The following is a 19,040-nucleotide window of genomic DNA, read 5'->3' as shown; positions in this document are numbered from 1 at the left end:
GCGTAACAGACTTGGAACGGCGAGAACGGCCGCGAACTCCGGCGAGACGCCTTCTGTCGGCGGTTCGACGACTGAATTCCCGTGCCTCGCGCGTCAGAGGTACTGGCCGACGGCCGCGACGTGGCCGTCGTCGAACGCGCGCCGCGCCTGCCCGACGAACGCCGCGGCGTCCACGACCGCCCACTGGCCGTCGTAGGCGGCCATCACCGGCCCGTCCCGGTACTCTCTCGTGACCTCGCCCAGCGGGGACGCGGCCACGGACTCGACGTAGACGTACTCGCGCCCGCGAACCGACACGACGCGCGGGTCCGCGGCGTCGACGTCGACCGCCGACCGCGGCACCCCGACCGCCGCGTGCCCCGGCAGGAAGAAGAGCACCGGGTCGACGGCGAACGGCGCTCGCGACAGCACGCCCGCGAGGAGGATGGCCTTGTCCTCGCAGTCCCCGACCGCGTCCGCGAGCGTCTCTGCCGCGTACCGCACGTACTCCGCGCGCCCCGACGACGCCGCGTCCGTCTCGAACGGCACGGACACCGCGAGCGACTGCGCCGCCCGCACCGCCGCCGTCGCGTCCGTCGTCGCCGCCGGCGCGACCGTCGCGAGCGTGCGCGCCACGCGCCCGACCACGTCCCCGCGCTGTGCCGCCTCGAACGCCGCCGGCACCGTCCGCTTCACGTCGCCTCCCGCGTCCGGAATCGTGAACGCGACCGTGACTTCTTCCCCGTCGATGTCCCACGAGAACGACCGGCGGACGACGCGGCGCGCCGACTCGTGCGGCACGCCCGAACAGCCCGTCGTCGCCGCCGCTACCGCCGCGGACGCCCCGCCGAGGAACCCGCGTCGGGACAGTCGACCGCTCGATGCTCCACCGCCGCCGGCCGCGTCTGACGGCATCCCTCGAACACCCGCGAGGAGGGTGGTCGAACCGCCGCAAAACCGCTGCTATGACCTCTCCTGTGAGTGGCGTTGTCGTGGGGTCGACGCGCGCCTACCACTCGGCGACGCTGCCGTCGTCGTGCCGCCAGACAGGGTTGTGCCAGTCCTCGTCGCGGGCCGCGGCGCGCTCCTCGACGACGGATTCGTCGACGTCGATGCCGAGGCCCGGGCCCTCGGGGAGCGCGACGAACCCGTCCTCGTAGTCGAAGACGGAGGGGTCGGCGAGGTAGTCGAGGACATCCGCGGTCTCGTTGTAGTGGATGTCGAGGCTCTGCTCCTGAATGAGCGCGTTCGGCGCGACGGCGTCCACCTGGAGGCAGGAGGCCAACGCGATGGGGCCGAGCGGGCAGTGCGGGGCCATCGCCACGTCGTAGGCCTCCGCCATGTCCGCGATTTTCTTCACCTCGGTGATGCCCCCGGCGTGCGAGAGGTCGGGCTGAATCAGGTCCACGGAGCCCTGCTCGAAGACCCGCTTGAAGTCCGTGCGCGAGTACATCCGCTCGCCCGTCGCGATAGGCGTGCTCGTCCGGGACGCGATTTCGGGGAGCGCGTCGTTGTGCTCGGGGAGCACCGGCTCCTCTAAGAAGAAGGGCTCGTGGGGTTCGAGCGCCGCGGCGAGGCGCTTCGCCATCGGCTTCGACACGCGGCCGTGGAAGTCCACGCCGATGTCGACTTCGTCGCCGACGGCCTCGCGGACCGCGCGCACGCGCTCGACGGCGGCCTCGACCGCGGCAGGGTTGTCGATACGGCGCAGCTCGGGCGTCGCGTTCATCTTCAGCGCCGTGAATCCGGCGTCCACCTTCTCTCGCGCCGCGTCCGCGACCCCGTCCGGGCGGTCGCCGCCGATCCACTGGTAGACGCGCATTCGCTCGCGGACCGGGCCGCCGAGGAGCTCGTAGACCGGCGCGTCGAAGTGCTTGCCCCGGATGTCCCAGAGCGCCTGGTCGACGCCCGCGATGGCGGACATGAGCACGGGACCGCCGCGGTAGAACCCGCCGCGGTACATCGTCTGCCAGTGGTCCGCGACCGGGAGCGGGTCCTCGCCGAGCAAGTAGCCCTCCATGAGCTCCTCGACGGCGGCCTCGACGGTGTGCGCGCGCCCCTCGACGACGGGCTCGCCCCAGCCGACCGTGCCGTCGCTCGTCTCGACGCGGAGGAAGAGCCAGCGCGGCGGCACCCGGTAGAGGTCGTAGTCGACTATCTCCATAGTTCGAGGCGTACTCGCCACCGAGTAAGCAGTACCGGTTCGTTTCCTCACACGTATCCGGCGGCAAACTCTTTGCGGGTGGTGGACAATGGGGGTGTAGAACCGCCTATGGATTGCGCCCAGCACTGCGCCCTCCTCGACGAGGCGCAGGACAAAATCGTCGTTCTCGACGATACCGGGACCTACCAGTACGTCAACGGTGCGGTCCGACGCATCCTGGGCTACGACCCCGACGACCTCGTCGGCGACGCCACCTTCGACTACATCCACCCCCGAGACCGCGAGCGCGTCCGAACGGCGTTCTTCGCCACCGCCGACGGTAGCGTGGAACCCGCCGGCATCGAGTACCGCCACCGGACGGCCGACGGCGGGTGGCGCTGGCTGGAGAGCCGGATGGCCGACCACTCGAACTCCGAAATCGGCGGGTACGTCGTCAGCTCGCGCGACATCACGGAACGGAAGGAAGCGGAGTTCGCGCGTCGCGAGACCGAGACCCGGCTGGAGGAAATCGCCGCGAACACGTCCGAGGTCCTCTGGATGTTCACCGCCGACTGGGGCGAGGTCCTGTTCCTGAACGACGCGTTCGAATCGCTCTACGGGCTGTCGCCGTCGGCGCTCGATGACGACCCGGAGGCGTTCCTCGACGCCGTCCACCCGGACGACCGCGAGCGCGTCCGCACCGCGATGGCGCGCCTCTCCGCGGGCGAGACGGTGGACATCGAGTACCGCGTGAACGAGGCCCAAGACTACTCCCGGTGGGTGTGGGTGCGCGGCGTGCCGGTCGTCGAGCACGGCGACGTCGCGCGCGTCACCGGATTCTCGCGCGACATCACGGACCGGCGGCGGCGCGAGCGCCAGCTCCAAGTGATGGATCGCCTCCTCCGGCACAACCTCCGGAACGAACTCAACGTCGTCATCGGGCGCGCGGAGCTCGCCGCCGAGAACGGGTCGCCCGACGTCCGCGAGCACACCACCGCCATCGAGCGCATCTGCCGGAGCATCCTCGCGACCGCGGAGAAAGAACGCGACATCGTCAACCTCCTCTCGCAGGCGGGGACGCGAGTGACCTTCGACCTCGTGGACACCGTGCACGCGGCGGTCGCGTCAGTCGAACAGGAGTACCCGAACGCGAACGTCGCCGTGTGCGCGCCCGAGGAGGCGCTCGTCGTCGGCGTCGCGGGGTTCGACCTCGCCGCGGTCGAGTTCATCGAGAACGCGGCCGCACACGCCACCGGGGCCGAGCCCTCCGTCGACGTCTCGGTTCGCATCGAGGAACAGATGGCCGCGTTGACGGTCGCCGACCGCGGGCCGCCGATCCCCTCCGAGGATATCGATGTCCTGCTCGGGGACCGCGAGGCGGACGCGCTCTCCCACGGGAGCGGCCTCGGGTTCTGGCTCGTGCGCTGGGCCGTCGAACTCTCCGACGGCAGCGTCTCGCTCGACAGAACGGAGTCAGGAAACGAGATCACCGTGCGGCTCCCGGTGCCGTCGACGTGATCGGCGACGTGACCGGTGACGTAATCGACTCAACTACGTGACGCCGCCCGACCGCGCCGTGTACGCCTCGTGGGCGTCCGAGTCGAGGATGTCGTGGAGTTCTGCGGCGACGTGCCAGACGTCCTCGTGCGTGACGTAGAACGGGTTGGGGCAGACGCGAATCACGTTCGGCGGGCGGTAGTCGACGACGACGCCGCGGTCCTTCAACGCCTGACTCACGCGGTCGGCGTCGGGGTGTTCGAGGGCGACGTGGCCGCCGCGCCGCGAGTGCTCGCGGGGCGTGCCGACCGTCACGTCCTCGAAGTAGGCGTCCACGAGGTCGACGAGGTAGTCCGTGAGCGCGAGCGAGTCCGCGCGGACGTCCCGCATCTCCACGTCGTCGTAGACCGAGAGCGCGCCGTGGAGCGACGCGGCGGAGAGGACGGGGACGGTGCCGATCTGGTGGCGGGCCGCGCCCGGCGCGGGGTCGTGGACCGGTTCGAGGTCGAAGCGCGTGTCGGGGTCGTTCCCCCACCAGCCCGGCAGAGCGGGAGAGAGGTCGAAGTGGCGTTCGTTCACGTAGAGGCCCGCGAGCGTGCCGGGGCCGCCGTTGAGGTACTTGTAGCCGCACCAGACGGCGAAGTCGACGCCGTGCTCGTCGAGGTGGTGGGGGACGATGCCGACGGAGTGCGCGAGGTCCCAGCCGACGTACGCGCCGGCGTCCTTCGCGTAGCTCGTGATGCGCTCGACGTCGAGGCGCTGGCCGCTCTTGTAGAGCACGCTGGGGAGGAAGACGAGGTCGGGGTCTTCGACGTCGATGGCGGCCTCGATGTCGTTCTCGCCGACGATGCGCTGGTCGGGCGAGGCGACGACCTTCAGGCAGTCCGCGGGGTCGAGGCCGCGGGCTTCGAGCTGGCCGACGACGGCGTACCGGTCGGTCGGGAAGTTCAGTTCGTCCACGAGCACCGTGGGTTCGTCGGCGTCGCAGGCGTCGAGGAAGGTACCGACGAGCGCGTGGATGTTCACCGTCGTCGAGTTCGCGGCGACGACTTCGCGCCCCTGCGCGCCGAGGAGCGGGGCGAGCCGGTCGCCGATGCGCTCGCCGAACTCGACCCACGGCGGCTCGCCCGCCGTCCACCCGTCGATGCCGAGCGTCCGCCACTCCTCGACCACGCGCTCGATGCCCGCCGCCGCGCCGTCCGAGAGCGGCCCGAGGCTGTTCCCGTCCACGTAGTAGGTGTCCGGCGGCGTCGTGAACTCTCGCGCGACGCCGGCGAGCGCGCGCTCCGCGTCGCGGTCGCGCGCGTCGGCGAGGTCGAGGTTCGGGTCGCCCGCGTCGCCGTTCGCGTTCCCGTCGGAGTCGTCGGCCATGTCCAGCGGTCGGCGCGGCACTCACAAACCGATTGCGGGACGCGTCGACGGACGCGTAAGCCGCAGTCCCTAAGTGCTCCGTTATCCAACTCTTTCCCATGGGAGTCAAACGCGCACTCAAGCTCCTCGTACTGCTCGTCTTCATCGCCTCCGCCGTCCACTACGCGCTCTTCGGCAGCCTCCCCTTCGGGACGCCCGCGATGGCCGAAGACGACGCGTAACCGGCCGAACCACTAAGTCACGCGAACCAGATTTCCCGGGACACCCGTGACCCTCCCCGCCTTCCGTCCGCCGACGCAGTTCGCCTTCTACGCCGCGTACGCGCTCTACGCGCTTCCGGAAATCGCCGACGCCGTACGTCGCGACGACGGTCTCGGGCCGGACCTCGACGCGCGCTCGAAGCACGGCATCTACGCCGCCGTCGCCGCGTCCGTCGCAGTCGGATTCGCGCTCGGGCCGCGCGCGCCGGCGTGGGCGACGTTCGGCGCGCTCGCCGTCCCGCTCTTCGCGGTCGGTCTCGCCTGCGTGGTCTGCGGGGTCGCGCTCCGCTGGTACAGCGTCGCGATTCTCGGCGACGCCTTCTCGCGGGTCGTGACCGTCCGGGACGGGCAGGGAGTCGTCGACGACGGTCCGTACGGCGTCGTCCGCCACCCGACCTACGCGGGCGGGCTGCTCGCGCTCGTCGGCTTCGGGCTCGCGTTCGGGACGTGGCCCGCGCTCCTCGTCGCCGTCGCCGCCGGCGGCCTCGCCTACGGCTACCGAATCCGCGTCGAAGAGCGCGCGCTCCGCGCGGAACTCGACGGCTACGCCGACTACTGCGAGCGCGTCCCCGACCGCCTCGTCCCCGGCGTCTATTAGGGGTTCCTCGCCGTCGCCGGCGGTATGGCCGAACTCGACTCCGAACTCGCCGCGGTCGTCGCGGACATCGAAGCCGCGGGCGTCCCCGAGTGGCACGCGCTCTCCGTGGAGTGCGCGCGGCGCGTCGAAGACGACGTCTTCACGCCCGAGGAGACCGACCCCGAGGTCGCGTTCACGCGCACGCTCGCCTTCGAAACCGAGGCGAGCCGCCCGGATGACGCGGCAGCCCTCGAAGACGACGTGTCCGTTCGCCTCTACCGCGACACGGCGGAGACGCCGGTCCCCGTCCTCGTCTTCTACCACGGGGGCGGGTGGACGCTCGGCACGCTCGACTCAATCGACGGCGTCTGCCGCCGACTCGCCGCGCGGACGGGGTGTCTCGTCGCGTCCGTCGACTACCGACTCGCGCCCGAACACCCGTTCCCGACGCCGCTCGACGACGCGTACGCGGCGCTGGAGTGGGTCGCCGAGAACGCCGACGCCTTCGGCGGGGACGGCTCGCGGCTCGCGGTCGCGGGGACGAGCGCCGGCGGGAACCTCGCCGCCGCCGTCGCCCGCCGGAGCGCCCGCGAGGATGGCCCGACCGTCGACAGACAGCTCCTCCTCTACCCGATGGTGTCGACCGACCTCGACCGCGCGTCCTACGTCGAGAACGCGGACGGCCCGCTCCTCACCCGCGCCGACGTCGCGTGGTTCTGGGAGCAGTACCTCCGAAGCCCGGTGGACGCCGCCAACCCCTACGCGGACCTGCTCGCCGCGCCCGACTACGCGGGGCTGCCGCCCGCGACCGTCGTCACGGCGGGCGCGGACCCGCTCCGCGACGAAGGCATCGCGTACGCCGACGCCCTCGTCGACGCCGGCGTGGACGTCACGCACCGCCACTATCCGGAGATGGCGCACGGCTTCCTCAGCCTCACCGACGACGTCACCATCGCCGACGACGCTCTCGACGCCGTCGCCGTCGACGTCGCCGCGACCTGGGAGTGAGCGCGCCGAGTCAGCGCAGACGGCGAGCGACGAGGAGCGCACCGCCCGCGAGTATCGCCACGGTCCCGAAGAACGCCGCGGACAGCCCGCCTTCCGACTTCCGCACCGGCGTCTGCGTCGGTGTCGCCGTCCCCGGGGTTCTCGTGACGCTGAACGCGCCGGCCCGCGTGTCGTTCACGGCGAACGCGTACCGCCCGGTCCCCGCGACGTCGCGGCTGAACCGGACGGTGCGCGTCTCTCCCGGTGGGACCGTCACGTTCGCCCGCGCGACGGCCGTCCCGTTCACCGTTAGCGCGAGCGACCGCGTGCCCATCACGCGACCGGTGTTCCGGACCGTCGCCGCGACGAGGACCTCGTCGCCCGTTCTATCCGCGACCGTCGCGTCCGTGACGCTCACGACGGCGGCGCGCGAAGCGAGCGCGAACACACCCGTTGCGGGGACGCGACTCCTGACCGTCACCGTCCCGTTCTCGGCGACGACTCGCTCGGTGGCGTATCGGCTCCACGACCCGTTCTCCAGCCGGTAGAGCGCCACGTTCCCCTGTCGGCCGTCGAGCGCGCTCGCGTTCGCGTCGAGTGTGAGCGTCGTCCCGGACACGTTCGCCGCGTCGAGCGAACTTCGAACCGAGACGTACCGCACCGGCTCGACACCCGCGCGCGCTTCCAGTGACACCGCGTCCTCCGGCGCGTCGGCGAGCCGCCGAGCGGTGAGCGAGAACGACCCGTTCCGCTCCGGCGTCACCACGAGCCGCGAGACGCCCGCCCGCTCGCTCGCGTTCGCCGGCACGTCCACCGCGACCGCCTCACCGGCGTTCGCCCGCGTCACGTTCACGCGAACGCGTTCCGTCACGACGACCGACGTCTCCACGTCCTCCGCCCCGCCATCAGCCGTCTCACTCGTCGAACGCGCCCCGCCCGAGTCCGTTCCGCCCGAGTCCGTTCCGCCCGAGTCCGTTCCGCCCGAGTCCGTTCCGCTCGAATCCGACCCATCGGAACCGGTCTCGTCCGGTGTCGTCGATTCGGTCGTCGTGGTCGGTTCGGCGGTCGTCGTCGTCGTCGACTCGGTCGTAGTCGTGGACGTCGTTGGTTCGGAAGCCGTAGTCGGGGTCGCTGTCGGTTCGGCGGTCGTCGTGGTCGCTGTCGGTTCCGTTATCGTGGTTGGCGTCGGTTCAGCGGTCGTCGTTGGGTCGGTGGTTAGAGTTGTTGTCGTGGTCGTCGTCGACTCGGTAGTCGTGGAGGGCGTCGTAGTCGTCGGTTCAGCGGTTGCGGTCGTCGTCGGTTCGGTGGTCGTCGAGGTCGTGGTTGTGGGTTCAGTGGTCGTGGTTGTGGGTTCGGTAGTCGTTGAGGTCGTCGTGGTCGTTGTGGGTTCGGTAGTCGTTGAGGTCGTCGTGGTCGTTGTGGGTTCGGTAGTCGTTGAGGTCGTCGTGGTCGTTGTGGGTTCGGTGGTCGTGGTTGTGGGTTCGGTGGTCGTGGTTGTGGGTTCGGTGGTCGTCGTAGACGTCGTTGTGGGTTCGGTAGTCGTTGTGGTCGTCGTTGTAGGTTCGGTAGTCGTTGTGGGTTCGGTAGTCGTGGTTGTGGTGGTCGTCGATGAGTCGGTGACGGTGATTGTGCGGGTGTCCGTGTCCGTCTGGCCGACGGCGTCGACTGCGGTGAGTGTGGCCGTGTAGGTCCCGGCGTTCTCGTAGGTGTGCGTGGCGGTTCGGCCGGTCGCCGACGTGCCGTCGCCGAACGACCAGCGGTAGGTCTCGACGTTGGTGTTGTCCGTGGAGCCGTCGCCGTCGAAGCCGACGGACGTGCCCGCTTCGACGGTTCGATTCGGGCCGGCGTCCGCGCGCGGCGGGGTCACGTCCACTCTGACGGTGGTCGAGGTCGCGCGGTCGGTGTGGTCGTACTCGTTCGTCGCGCGGATCGTGACCGCGTGACTCCCGCTGGTCGCCTTCGACCCGTCGACGACGAGCGTCCCGCGGTACTCGCCGCTGGCGTCGTCGAGTGTGATGGAGTCCACGCCGAACGACGACGCCGTGGCGACGACGCTGTCGAGCGCGCTCTCGTTCGCGACGGTGGCGGTCACGCGGAGTTCGTCGCCGTCGCCGACGATGCCGTCGTCGTCGTTCACGGCGGTGAGCGTCACGTTCGAGACGGTCGGGGTCGGCGTGGCAATTTCGACGGTTCCGCGCTCGCCGTCTGCGCCGTCAGCGCCGTCGGCGTCGGCGGCGGTTTGGAGCGTCGCCGCGTAGGTGCCGTCGCTCGCGGCCGTGTAGGTCCCTTCGTAGTGAGTCGGCGCGCTCCCGCTCGCCGTGAAGTCGCGCTCCGTGAGGGTCGCGACCGTCGTGTCCGTCTCCGGGTCCGTGACCGCGACGGAGACGTTCGCGAGCGAGTCGCTCGAATCGAAGGCCATCTGGATGGTCCGGCCGTCGGGGTTCGTCACGGCGTAGTTCGAGATGCGCGGTTCGGGCGGGGGCGTCGCGGGCGAGACGCCCGGCGCTCCCGTGACCGTGATCGGCGTCCCGCTCGCGTCGTCGACCGTGCCGGTCTCGCCGTCGAGCGTCGCCCAGCGGAGTCGCTCGTTCGTCCCGACGAAGAGCACCTCGGGCGCGCTATCGCCCGTCCAGTTCCCGCCGGCGACGCCGGCCTTCGCGGCCGGGCCGTTCGACGTGAGCGTCGTCACCGTGCCATCGGCCGCCATCAGGCCGATATTATTGCTCCCGGTGGCGAGCGGCACGCGGGCCGTTCCGTCGCCGTCGACGTCGACGGGCGGCCCGATGCCGATGCCGTTGTTCGACCCGAGGTTCGAGTTCCCGGTGCTCTCGACCGTCTGTCCGTCGTAGTATTTCACCGTGCTCGAACTTCCGAGGTAGACGAGGTCCGCGTCGCCGTCGCCGTCGAAGTCCGCGACGCCGACGGGGCTGTTCGTCGCGAGCGTCTTCCCGTCCGGGCCGGTGACGACCGTCGCGCTCTCGCCCGGTGTGACGCGCCCGAGCTTGCCGTTCGACGTCGTGTAGAAGACTGACGGCGTGCCGTCTCCGTCCCAGTCACCGACGCCGAGTCGGGTTTTCACGGACGACGACGCGTCGCTCGCCAGCGTCGCCGTGTCTCCCGCGGTGTCGACGACGCGGAGCTCGCCGTTCGACGTCGTGTACGGGATTTCGAGCGCGCCGTCGTCGTCGAGGTTCCGCATCGGCCCGACGACGGTCGGGGAGACGCCGAGCGACTGCGTCGTGCCGTTCCCGTAGACGGCCGTGAGCGTCCCCGAGTCGTCCTCGTAGACGGCGACCGGTGGCGACGTGCTCCCGGCGGCGGTGGTGGTGTCGACCGCGGCGCCACTCGCGAAGGCGGTGGCGACGAGCAACGCGACGACGGCCAGCGCGCGGAGCGAGCGGGCTCCGCGCCGTGAAGCGTTGGGTGCGTGCATTCGGGGGGAAACGGCTGTGACGACTCGGACGCGCCGAGTTGTCAGTGCAGTATATACTCATTTCTACTGTCATAAAAGAACGGTGGCCACTGGGCGGCCCGCGTCACGGGGCGTGACGGTCAGGCTATCGGCGGGCGGCGGCGAAGCCGAGGGCCGTGCCGGCGGTGAACGCCGCGCCGGCCGCCGCCGTCGCCGCAGTCGGGAGGAGGGCCACGAGGACGACCGCGGGGACGGCGAGCGCGAGGCCGAGCGAGACAACCACGGGCGGTGCGGTGCGTGTCGGGTGGTCTGCGTGCGGTTCGTGTCGGGGGTTCGGTCGAGTCATCGGATTAGGTGTTGGCGTGTGGTCTGCGTGCGGTTCGTCAACCGCGGTCGATGTCGCGGACGGCGCGGACGGCGTAGCGTTCGCCGAGCGCGTCGGCGAGGTCGCGTTCGTCCGCCGCGTCGACGACGAGGTCGACGGTGACCTCGGCGCTGAGCGCGTTCAGGTCGGGTCGAATCCGGTGGACGCGGACGTCCGCGACCTCGTGGACGCCGTCGACGCCGGCGAGGACGGCCTCCGTGCCTTCGACCAGGCCCTGTCGACCGTTGCGCGAGATTTCGACCGTGAGCTCTGCGATCAGTCTGTCGGCGTTGGCTGCTGCCATAGGCTCCCGCCGAGGCTCGAACTCGGTGGCGTGCCGGCTCACGCGGGAGCGGCACGCGACACAGGGACGGCTACTCGCGATGAATCAGGAGAAGCGCGCCCCGCGTCGCGTACCAAGGGTGGTCGCGTCGGATTACGCGTTCGCGACAGTGGGGCGCGTCCCGATGCCGGAGACCCCACTCTTCGGGGAGGCGAAGAGCATGTATGGGGTCTCGCGGGTCATCGGTACTCACTCCTACCTGTTCCCGCCGGGATAATAATCGTTACCCTGGGGTGGGAGTCAGTGGCACGATATGGCGAACGGCTAAGGGCTTCGGCGCGAAGGAGCGGACAGCGTGGCATACGATTTCGACTTCCTCGACGACTGCCTCGACGCCGGTCGGTACAGCACGCGGGCGGCCGACCGCGAGCAGGTCGCGGGCGACGCGAGCCCGCACGAGCCGCGGCGGCCGGACGCCGTCGCGTGGCCCGCGAGCACGGCGGAGGTGTCGCGCGTGCTCGCCGCGGCGAACGACCGAGGGATTCCGGTGACGCCGCGGTCGGGCGGGTCGAGCCTCGAAGGGAACGCCATCCCGGTCGCTGGCGGCCTCGTCCTCAGCACCGCGGACCTCACGTCGGTCGACGTCCGGCCGGACGACCTCTCCGCGACGGTGGGCGCGGGCGTCGTCTACGACGACCTGAACGACCGGCTCGCGCGCCACGGCCTCCGGTTCCCGCCGGGCATCTCCAGCAGCGACGTCGCGACGGTCGGCGGGATGGTGGCGAACAACGCGAGCGGGTTCAACGCGGTGCGGTACGGGGAGACGCGCGACCACGTGCGGGCGCTGGAGGTCGTGCTCGCGGACGGCCGCGTCGTCGAGTGCGGGAGCGACGTCGTGAAGTCCTCCTCGGGGTACAGCCTGAAGGACCTCTTCGTCGGGAGCGAGGGGACGCTGGGAATCGTGACCGAGGTGACGCTCGCGCTCTCCGGGATTCCGGCGGAGAAGCGCGCGGCCATCGTCTCCTTCCCGGACGTGGGAGCGGCAGCGCGGACGGTCGCGGACGTCGTCGGCGCGGGCCTCCAACCGGGCGCGATAGAGTTCCTCGACGCGTTCACCGTCGAACAGCTCCGCGCGTACGCCGACGTCGCGCTCCCGGAGTCGCCGACGCTCATCCTCGAACTCCACGCCAACAACGCCGGCGTGGACGAGGACTTGGCGTTCGCGCGCGGCATCTGCGAGGAGCACGGCGCGGAGCGCTGGGAGGACGCGAGCGACGGGGAGATGGACGAGATCTGGCAGGCGCGACGGGACGCCCTTCCGGCCGCGCGCGCCTACGACGCGGAGAAGGACGTGGTCGTCATCGGCGACGTGGTCGTGCCGATTTCGAAGTACCCGGACATCGTGACGGCGGTCGCGGACGCCGCGGCGGACCTCGGCGTGCCGACGCCCTCCGTGGGGCACGCGGGCGACGGGAACCTCCACTACACGCCGCTCGCGGATTTCGACGACCCGGACGCGATGGAGCGCGCGCACGAACTGAACGAGCGCGTCGTGGAGACGGCAATCGACCTCGGCGGGACGTCGACGGGCGAGCACGGCGTCGGCACGGGGAAGCGGAAGTTCATGGCGCGCGAGCACGGCCCGGCCGGCATCGACCTCATGCGCTCGGTGAAAGAGACCTTCGACCCGAAGGGGATTCTGAACCCGGGAAAGGTCCTCCCGGACGATTAGGGCCGCCTAAAACTCGAAACGACTATAGGTGCTTAGGCAACCCTAAAGAGTATGGACCGTAGGACGGACGACGAGCCGATGTCGCGGCGGCGCTACCTCGGGACGGGAGCGGCGCTCGGCGGCGCGCTCCTCGCCGGCTGCAGCGGCGGCGGGAGCGACGGGACGACGACCAGTTCGACCGACACGACGACCGACGCGGACACGACCACGCAGAGCCAGTCGTACACCGCCTCGGTGGCCCCCGTGGGCGACGTCGAGTTCGACAGCGTCCCCGAATCGGTTTTCACCGTCTTCCCCCAGTACGCCGACATGGCGGTCGCGCTCGGACACGGCGACGCCATCAACAGCGTCTACGTCCCGAAGATGTCCGGGACGACGATGAACCAGTACTACGCGCGCCTCGACGACGTCTCCTTCGACTGGGAGGGCCTCCCGGACCCGCTCTCCGACGGGCTCTCCAAGGAGTTCCTCTACAGCCTCGACAGCGACGTCCACCTCACCGACCCCGCGTGGGCGTCCACGCAGCAGAACTGGAGTCAGAGCGACGTCGAGGAGATCCGTGACACGCTCGCGCCCTGGTTCGGGAACTTCTACAGCGGCACGAACGCCGACGCCCCCGACGGCTACGCCGACGCCTACGAGTACTACACGCTCTGGGAGCTCTTCGGACACGTCGCCGACGTCTTCCGGGAACGCGCGCGCTACGAGGCCCTCGCCTCGGTCCACGCCGACCTCATGACGACCATCGAGGACGGCCTGCCCCCCGAGGACGAACGCCCCACCGCCGTCCGCGTCACTTACAGCGACGGCTCCTTCTGGACCTACCACATCAACTGGCCGGGCTACTGGCAGGCCGACACCCGCCCGCTCGGCGCGCACGACGCCTTCGCCGACGAGGACTGGGGGCAGCTCTGGGGTCAGGTCGGCATGGAGGCCATGGCCGAAGCCGACCCCGACGTCATCCTCCACCTCTGGGGCATGACGCCGAACTACGACATGGCGCAGGTCCGCAGCCAACTCGAGTCCCACGACGTCGGCAGCCAGCTCTCCGCCGTTCAGAACGACCGCGTCTACGCTCAGGGGATGCGCTACCAGGGCCCCGTCATGAACCTCTTCCAGCTCGAAATGACCGCGAAACAGCTCTACCCCGACGTCTTCGGCGAGTGGCCGGGCTACACGGGCGGCGACTACCCCCAGATTCCCGAGGACGAACGCCTCTTCAGCCGCGCCGACGTCTCCGCCGCCATCGACGGCGACGTCTAACGCACCCACCTACTCGCTCACTCTCGCTCAATCGCGCCCTCTCTCTCGCCGTCTGCGCGTTGTGTCTCCCCGCTCGTCCCTCGTCCACACCGCCGCCATCCGAGTCGTTTTCCCGCTCCCCGCGAACCAGGGAGTGTGCACGCCGACCACACCATCGACGCCACCGAGGAGACCGTCCACTACGCGTGGGACAACTCCCTGGACCCCGTCCTCGAAGTCGACCCCGGCGACGTCGTGACGTTCGAGTGCCGGGACGCCACCGATGGCCAACTCGGTCCGAGCGCCACCGTCGACGACCTCCGCTCGATGACCGTCGAAGGCCACGCGCTCACCGGTCCCGTCGCCGTCGACGGGGCGGAGCCCGGGGACACGCTCGCCGTCGACTTCCTCGACTTCGACCACCACGGCTGGGGCGTTTCCTACGTCGTCCCCGGCGAGCAGGAGTCCGGCCTCCTCCCCGAGGAGTTCCCCGACGCCTACGTCCACACCTGGGACCTCGACGGCGACACCGCACGCTTCGACGATGACGTCGCCGTCCCCATCGACGCCTTCCCCGGCTGCGCGGGCGTCGCCCCCGGCGAGAATGGCGCGCACTCCACGATCCCGCCCCGCGCCGTCGGCGGCAACCTCGACATCAAACACCTGTCTGCTGGCAGTACGCTCTACCTCCCGGTCGAGGTTCCGGGAGGATCGTTCTCCACGGGCGACTGTCACGCCGCGCAGGGCGACGGCGAGGTCTGCCTCACCGGCATCGAAGCCCCGATGGACGTCACAGCCAGGCTCCGCATCGCCGACCGCGACGTCGACGCCCCGAGCTTCGAGACCACCGGCCCCTTCACGCCGACCGGCGCGGACGAACCGATGTTCGCCACCTCGGGCGTCCGCGACGACCTCATGGACGCCTCGAAGGTCGCGCTCTCCCGGATGCTCGACCACCTCGAAGCCGAACGCGGGCTCAGTAGGCCGAACGCGTACGTCCTCGCGTCCGCCGCCGTCGACCTCAAGATCAATCAGGTCGTCGACGCCCCCAACTGGACCGTCTCCGCCTACCTCCCGGAGAGCCTCTTCAGATAGCCCGAAAACGCCGCCGCGGCGTCGCCGCCGCTCCCGGTTCGTTCGGTGTCCGCGCGGCGAGCGCCGTCGCTCGCGAGTAGTTGAGAAGACGGGGTAGGGCAGTCGGCGTGTGACCACACGTGGCGAACCACGTATTGCCGAAAGGAGCCGGCTGACCGTGCCGTCCGAGTAGTTCTGTGCGTCCACGTCGGAAAACCCCTCCGGTACGCCGGTCGTCTCCCGGCGCTCGGTCGCGCTCGACGCCGTGTCCGCGAACGCGAAACCCGTTTGAGGGTGTGCGTCCAAGTCGCGGGTAGTGACTGACGAGGAGTTCTCGCTGGCGGATTTCTACGACACGCTGGACGAACAGGGCCATCCGCTGACGACGGCGGCGCGGCTGGCGGCGCGGCTGGACGTGACGCACGCCGAAGCCGAGGACCGCCTGGAGGCGCTCGTGGGCGAGGGCGTCGAGCGCGTGGACGTCTCCGCCGACCCGGTCGTGTTCTATCCGAGCGACTGGGCGGACACGCAGGACCGAGAGCGCGTCGTCCTGTTCGCGGACAACCGCGAAATCGTCGCGGACCAGCCGAGTCAGTGGACGCGCGCCCGGCTCTCGAACATCGCGCACCTCGAAGACACGACGCACGAGGGAGCCTACAGGTACCGAATACGGAAGGAGGACATCTGGGCGGCCCCGCACGAGACGCTGGACGCGCTCCTGTCGACGCTGCGGGAGGTGACGGGGAAGCGCGATAACGGATTAGAGGAGTTCGTGGAGTCGCAGTGGCGGCGCTCGCACGCGTTTAGACTCGAAACGCACGAGGACGGCTACGTGGTTCTCACGGCGCGGAGCGACGACCTGATGGGGAACGTCGGGCGGCAGAAGCTCGACGACGGCCAGCTGCGCGCGCGTATCGACGACCGGACGGCGTGGGTGAACGAAGACGAGGTCGCGTCGGTCAAGCGTACGCTCTACGAGGCAGGCTATCCGGTGCAGGACGAACGCCACCTCGAGGAGGGCGACCCGCTCCCGATGGACCTCACGCTCGACCTCCGCGACTACCAGCAGGAGTGGGTGAACCGCTTCGTCACGTCGGAGTCGGGCGTGCTGGTGGGGCCGCCGGGGAGCGGGAAGACCGTCGCGGCGATGGGCGTCATGGACGCGCTGGAGGGCGAAACCCTCATCCTCGTCCCCAGCCGGGACCTCGCGCGGCAGTGGCGACAGGCCCTCCTCGACCACACCACGTTGACGCGCGAGCAGATCGGCGAGTACCACGGCGGCGAGAAGAACATTCGCCCGGTCACCATCGCGACCTACCGAACGGCGGCGATGGATAGGCATAGACACCTCTTCGACGGCCGGAAGTGGGGGCTCATCGTCTACGACGAAGTCCACCACATCCCGAGCGATGTCCACCGGCGGACGGCGGACCTCCAGGCGGTTTCGCGCCTCGGCCTGTCGGCGACGCCCGTGCGGGAGGACGACCGAGAGACGGACATCTACACGCTCATCGGGCCGCCCATCGGCACTGACTGGGACGCGCTCTTCGAGGCGGGGTTCGTGCAGGAGCCCGAGGTCGAAATCCGCTACGTCCCGTGGGGCGACGACCTCGACCGCTACGAGTGGGCGGACGCCGACGGCCACAAGCGCCGACAGCTCGCGGCGTCGAACCCCGCGAAGACCGAGGAAATCCGCCAGATTCGGCGGGCGTACCCGCGCGCGAAGACGCTCGTCTTCGTCGACTACCTCGACCAGGGGAACCGGCTCGCAGAGGAGTTGGGCGTGCCGTTCGTCTCCGGGGAGACGCCGCACCCCCGCCGCGAGCGGCTGTTCAGCCAGTTCCGCGCCGGCGAGCGGGACACGCTCGTCATCTCGCGCGTCGGTGACGAAGGCATCGACCTCCCCGACGCCGAGCTCGCGATTCTCGCGTCCGGCCTCGGCGGCTCCCGACGACAGGGCTCCCAGCGCGCCGGGCGGACGATGCGGCCCGCCGGCCGCGCGCTTGTCTTCGTGCTCGCCACCCGCGGGACCGGCGAGGAGGACTTCGCGCAGCGCCAGACCCAGCACCTCGCCCGGAAGGGCGTTCGCGTCACCGAGCAGGACGCGCAAGCGCCAGCCTTCCGGGAGGAGGAGGACGAAGCCGTCGGTGGCGAGGACGCTACCGACGGAGACGCTGTCGAGCCGCCTGCTGAGGAGTCGGAGGGGAACCGCTAACCGGCTGGCAGACGTTTGGCGGAGTATGAGCGAGACAGACCGCGACGGCGACGGGGAGACGCGCGACCTCCCGCAGACCGAGGCGGAGTGGCGGGAAATCTTGACTGAGGAGGAGTATCGGGTGCTCCGCGAGCAAGGCACAGAGCGGAAGTTCACGGGCGAGTTCATCGGGAAGGACGACGACGGCGCGTACACGTGTGCGGGGTGTGATGCGGTGCTCTTCGAGTCGGAGACGAAGTTCGACTCGGAGGGGTCGGGGTGGCCGAGTTTCGACGACGCCGTCGACGGCGCGGTGGAGCTCCGCGAGGACCGCAGCCACGGGATGACGAGAACGGAAGTCGTCTGTGCGAACTGTGGCGGCCACCTCGGCCACGTCTTCGACGACGGGCCGACGGAAACGGGAAAACGGTTCTGCATCAACTCCTGCGCGCTCGACTTCGAGGACGACGAGTAGGATCGCAGAGCCGGTGGGGACGCGACAACCCAATCCCTAAGCGCGTCCGCCGGGAAGCCGGTGGTAATGGCCGACTTCGACCTCTACGAGGACCGCCTCGCCCGCCAGCTGGAGGGCGAGGAGTTCGCCGTCGCCGTGGTGACGGCGACGAAACCCGACTTCTACAAGCAGGCCCCCGTCGTCACGGCGGCGCAGGAACGCGGCCTGCCGTGCTTCGTCCTCCACACGGGCCAGCACTACGACGACGTGCTCGGCCACGGCCTCGCCGAATACGGCATCGAGGACCAGATCGGCGTCGACATGGGCATCCGCGGCGGGCTCAGCGAGAAGACCGCCGACCTGATGACGCGGACGAAGGCGTTCGCCGACTACCTCGACGAGGAGTATCCTGACACCACCATCCTCCCGCTCGTCCACGGCGACACGCACGCCGCCGGCGTCTTCCCGCAGGCGTGGGCGTTCGCCACCAACCAGTTCGTCGCGCACAACGAAGCCGGCCTGCGCGGCATGGCCCCGAGCTTCGACAACCTCGGCGACCCCGAAGCCTTCGTCCGCGACCAGTGGGAAGGCGACTGGACGCTCGACCGCACCGAGCCCTTCCCCGAGCAGTACGACACCTTCGTCGGCTCCGCCGCCGCCCTCTACCACTTCGCGCCCGTCGAACGCAACCGCCAACACCTCCTGAACGAGGGCTACCCCGAATCCGTCCGCGGCGACGAACGCATCCCCGTCGTCGGCAACTCCATCGTCGACGCCATCGAAACCAAACGCACCGAGGAACTCGACGAATCCGTCTTCGACATCTACCCCGTCCTCGAAGAACGCGACGACTGGATCCGCGTCGACATCCACCGCCGCGCCAACCTCCTCCCCGAGCGGTTCAGCGCTATCGTCGACGCCGTCATCGGCCTCGTCGAGAACGGCTACAACGTCAACTTCCTCGAACTCCACGCCACCCGCCAAGCCCTCGAAGAATACGGCTACCGCGAGACACTCCTCGACCTCGACGACGAACGCGAGAACTTCCTCTTCACTGGCCTCTGGAAGAAGCACGCCCACGTCTACGAGTTCCTCGACTCCGGGCAGTGCTTCGCCGAATTCACCGACTCCGGCAGCATGCAGGAAGAACTCAACGTCATCGACGACGCCCTCTGCCTCACCGCCCGCTTCAACACCGACCGACCAGAAACCGTCGCCGACGCCGGCTCCAACCTCCTCGTCCCCCCCACCGACGGCGAAACCGTCCAAGCAATGATCGAGTACGTCTACGAGACCGACCGCGTCCGCGACCACCTCGCCGACGCCCCCGAACTCTACGGCCAGCACGTCGGCCGCGAAATCGTCGACTTCCTCGACGACCGCCGCGACGTGGAACCCTTCGAATGGTCCCACCAACGCGCCGGCTTCACCGGCGGCGACACCGCCTTCGACTACCTCTAGCACTAGCACG

General features: G+C 69.9%; 16 protein-coding genes. 10 read left to right on the top strand and 6 right to left on the bottom strand.

Going from position 1 to position 19,040, the window contains the following annotated elements; genetic code table 11:
• Positions 1-93: 93 nt before the first annotated feature.
• Positions 94-894, bottom strand: coding sequence for a twin-arginine translocation signal domain-containing protein (locus tag IEY26_RS08310; protein WP_188977825.1), 801 nt, complete (start codon positions 892-894; stop codon positions 94-96).
• A gap of 94 nt (positions 895-988) precedes the next feature.
• A complete protein-coding gene (dgoD, locus tag IEY26_RS08305) occupies positions 989-2,143 on the bottom strand; it encodes a galactonate dehydratase (RefSeq protein ID WP_188977823.1) in 1,155 nt (384 codons plus the stop codon).
• A gap of 108 nt (positions 2,144-2,251) precedes the next feature.
• On the opposite strand from dgoD, the gene IEY26_RS08300 reads away from it, so the two are divergent.
• Positions 2,252-3,640 (top strand): PAS domain-containing sensor histidine kinase, encoded by a 1,389-nt coding sequence (locus IEY26_RS08300; protein ID WP_188977821.1) that lies wholly within the window; start codon positions 2,252-2,254, stop codon positions 3,638-3,640.
• Positions 3,641-3,673: 33 nt separating this feature from the next.
• Here the strand turns inward: IEY26_RS08300 and kynU are convergent, their stop codons facing one another.
• Positions 3,674-4,990 (bottom strand): kynureninase, encoded by a 1,317-nt coding sequence (kynU, locus tag IEY26_RS08295; RefSeq protein WP_188977819.1) that lies wholly within the window; start codon positions 4,988-4,990, stop codon positions 3,674-3,676.
• A 98-nt stretch (positions 4,991-5,088) separates the two neighbouring features.
• On the opposite strand from kynU, the gene IEY26_RS17660 reads away from it, so the two are divergent.
• Genes IEY26_RS17660 through IEY26_RS08285 form a run of 3 tightly spaced genes read left to right on the top strand, consistent with a single transcriptional unit; the run spans position 5,089 to position 6,835 of the window.
• The gene (locus tag IEY26_RS17660) at positions 5,089-5,211 is read left to right on the top strand and encodes a hypothetical protein (protein ID WP_268239803.1); all 123 of its coding nucleotides are present in this window, start codon (positions 5,089-5,091) and stop codon (positions 5,209-5,211) included.
• Positions 5,212-5,257: 46 nt separating this feature from the next.
• A complete protein-coding gene (locus IEY26_RS08290) occupies positions 5,258-5,848 on the top strand; it encodes a methyltransferase family protein (RefSeq protein ID WP_188977816.1) in 591 nt (196 codons plus the stop codon).
• A gap of 24 nt (positions 5,849-5,872) precedes the next feature.
• Positions 5,873-6,835, top strand: a complete 963-nt coding sequence (locus tag IEY26_RS08285) for an alpha/beta hydrolase (RefSeq protein ID WP_188977814.1) — start codon at positions 5,873-5,875, stop codon at positions 6,833-6,835.
• Positions 6,836-6,845: 10 nt separating this feature from the next.
• Here the strand turns inward: IEY26_RS08285 and IEY26_RS08280 are convergent, their stop codons facing one another.
• The 3 genes from IEY26_RS08280 to IEY26_RS08270 form a co-directional block, all read right to left on the bottom strand.
• On the bottom strand, positions 6,846-10,247 hold the full coding sequence (locus IEY26_RS08280) for a PKD domain-containing protein (protein ID WP_188977812.1): 3,402 nt from the start codon (positions 10,245-10,247) through the stop codon (positions 6,846-6,848).
• A 124-nt stretch (positions 10,248-10,371) separates the two neighbouring features.
• Positions 10,372-10,572: a hypothetical protein gene (locus IEY26_RS08275; RefSeq protein ID WP_188977810.1), complete on the bottom strand. Its 201-nt coding sequence runs from the start codon at positions 10,570-10,572 to the stop codon at positions 10,372-10,374.
• A 37-nt stretch (positions 10,573-10,609) separates the two neighbouring features.
• Entirely contained in the window at positions 10,610-10,894 is a 285-nt protein-coding gene (locus tag IEY26_RS08270; protein WP_188977807.1) for a hypothetical protein, read from the bottom strand.
• Positions 10,895-11,228: 334 nt separating this feature from the next.
• Between IEY26_RS08270 and IEY26_RS08265 the strand changes: the two genes are divergently transcribed.
• The 6 genes from IEY26_RS08265 (at position 11,229) to IEY26_RS08240 (ending at position 19,030) form a co-directional block, all read left to right on the top strand.
• Positions 11,229-12,605: an FAD-binding oxidoreductase gene (locus IEY26_RS08265; RefSeq protein ID WP_188977805.1), complete on the top strand. Its 1,377-nt coding sequence runs from the start codon at positions 11,229-11,231 to the stop codon at positions 12,603-12,605.
• 51 nt (positions 12,606-12,656) lie between these two features.
• A complete protein-coding gene (locus tag IEY26_RS08260; protein ID WP_188977803.1) occupies positions 12,657-13,868 on the top strand; it encodes an ABC transporter substrate-binding protein in 1,212 nt (403 codons plus the stop codon).
• A 135-nt stretch (positions 13,869-14,003) separates the two neighbouring features.
• Positions 14,004-14,942, top strand: a complete 939-nt coding sequence (locus IEY26_RS08255; protein WP_188977801.1) for an acetamidase/formamidase family protein — start codon at positions 14,004-14,006, stop codon at positions 14,940-14,942.
• 295 nt (positions 14,943-15,237) lie between these two features.
• On the top strand, positions 15,238-17,136 hold the full coding sequence (locus IEY26_RS08250) for a DEAD/DEAH box helicase (RefSeq protein WP_188977799.1): 1,899 nt from the start codon (positions 15,238-15,240) through the stop codon (positions 17,134-17,136).
• A 25-nt stretch (positions 17,137-17,161) separates the two neighbouring features.
• Positions 17,162-17,590, top strand: a complete 429-nt coding sequence (gene msrB, locus IEY26_RS08245; protein WP_188977797.1) for a peptide-methionine (R)-S-oxide reductase MsrB — start codon at positions 17,162-17,164, stop codon at positions 17,588-17,590.
• Between the two features lie 66 nt (positions 17,591-17,656).
• Positions 17,657-19,030, top strand: a complete 1,374-nt coding sequence (locus tag IEY26_RS08240) for a UDP-N-acetyl glucosamine 2-epimerase (RefSeq protein ID WP_188977795.1) — start codon at positions 17,657-17,659, stop codon at positions 19,028-19,030.
• Positions 19,031-19,040: the final 10 nt, after the last annotated feature.

It is taken from the genome of Halocalculus aciditolerans (assembly GCF_014647475.1).
Taxonomy (GTDB): Archaea; Halobacteriota; Halobacteria; order Halobacteriales; family Halobacteriaceae; genus Halocalculus; species Halocalculus aciditolerans.
Note: the sequence above shows the minus strand (reverse complement) of the source record. Positions and strands in the feature narration are given on the sequence as shown.

Bases quoted from the DNA above. Each gene is read 5' to 3' on its own strand.
- IEY26_RS08310 (WP_188977825.1), bottom strand. From the start codon at position 894: ATGCCGTCAGACGCGGCCGGCGGCGGTGGAGCATCGAGCGGTCGACTG.
- dgoD (WP_188977823.1), bottom strand. From the start codon at position 2,143: ATGGAGATAGTCGACTACGACCTCTACCGGGTGCCGCCGCGCTGGCTC.
- IEY26_RS08300 (WP_188977821.1), top strand. From the start codon at position 2,252: ATGGATTGCGCCCAGCACTGCGCCCTCCTCGACGAGGCGCAGGACAAA.
- kynU (WP_188977819.1), bottom strand. From the start codon at position 4,990: ATGGCCGACGACTCCGACGGGAACGCGAACGGCGACGCGGGCGACCCG.
- IEY26_RS17660 (WP_268239803.1), top strand. From the start codon at position 5,089: ATGGGAGTCAAACGCGCACTCAAGCTCCTCGTACTGCTCGTCTTCATC.
- IEY26_RS08285 (WP_188977814.1), top strand. From the start codon at position 5,873: ATGGCCGAACTCGACTCCGAACTCGCCGCGGTCGTCGCGGACATCGAA.
- IEY26_RS08280 (WP_188977812.1), bottom strand. From the start codon at position 10,247: ATGCACGCACCCAACGCTTCACGGCGCGGAGCCCGCTCGCTCCGCGCG.
- IEY26_RS08275 (WP_188977810.1), bottom strand. From the start codon at position 10,572: ATGACTCGACCGAACCCCCGACACGAACCGCACGCAGACCACCCGACA.
- IEY26_RS08270 (WP_188977807.1), bottom strand. From the start codon at position 10,894: ATGGCAGCAGCCAACGCCGACAGACTGATCGCAGAGCTCACGGTCGAA.
- IEY26_RS08260 (WP_188977803.1), top strand. From the start codon at position 12,657: ATGGACCGTAGGACGGACGACGAGCCGATGTCGCGGCGGCGCTACCTC.
- msrB (WP_188977797.1), top strand. From the start codon at position 17,162: ATGAGCGAGACAGACCGCGACGGCGACGGGGAGACGCGCGACCTCCCG.
- IEY26_RS08240 (WP_188977795.1), top strand. From the start codon at position 17,657: ATGGCCGACTTCGACCTCTACGAGGACCGCCTCGCCCGCCAGCTGGAG.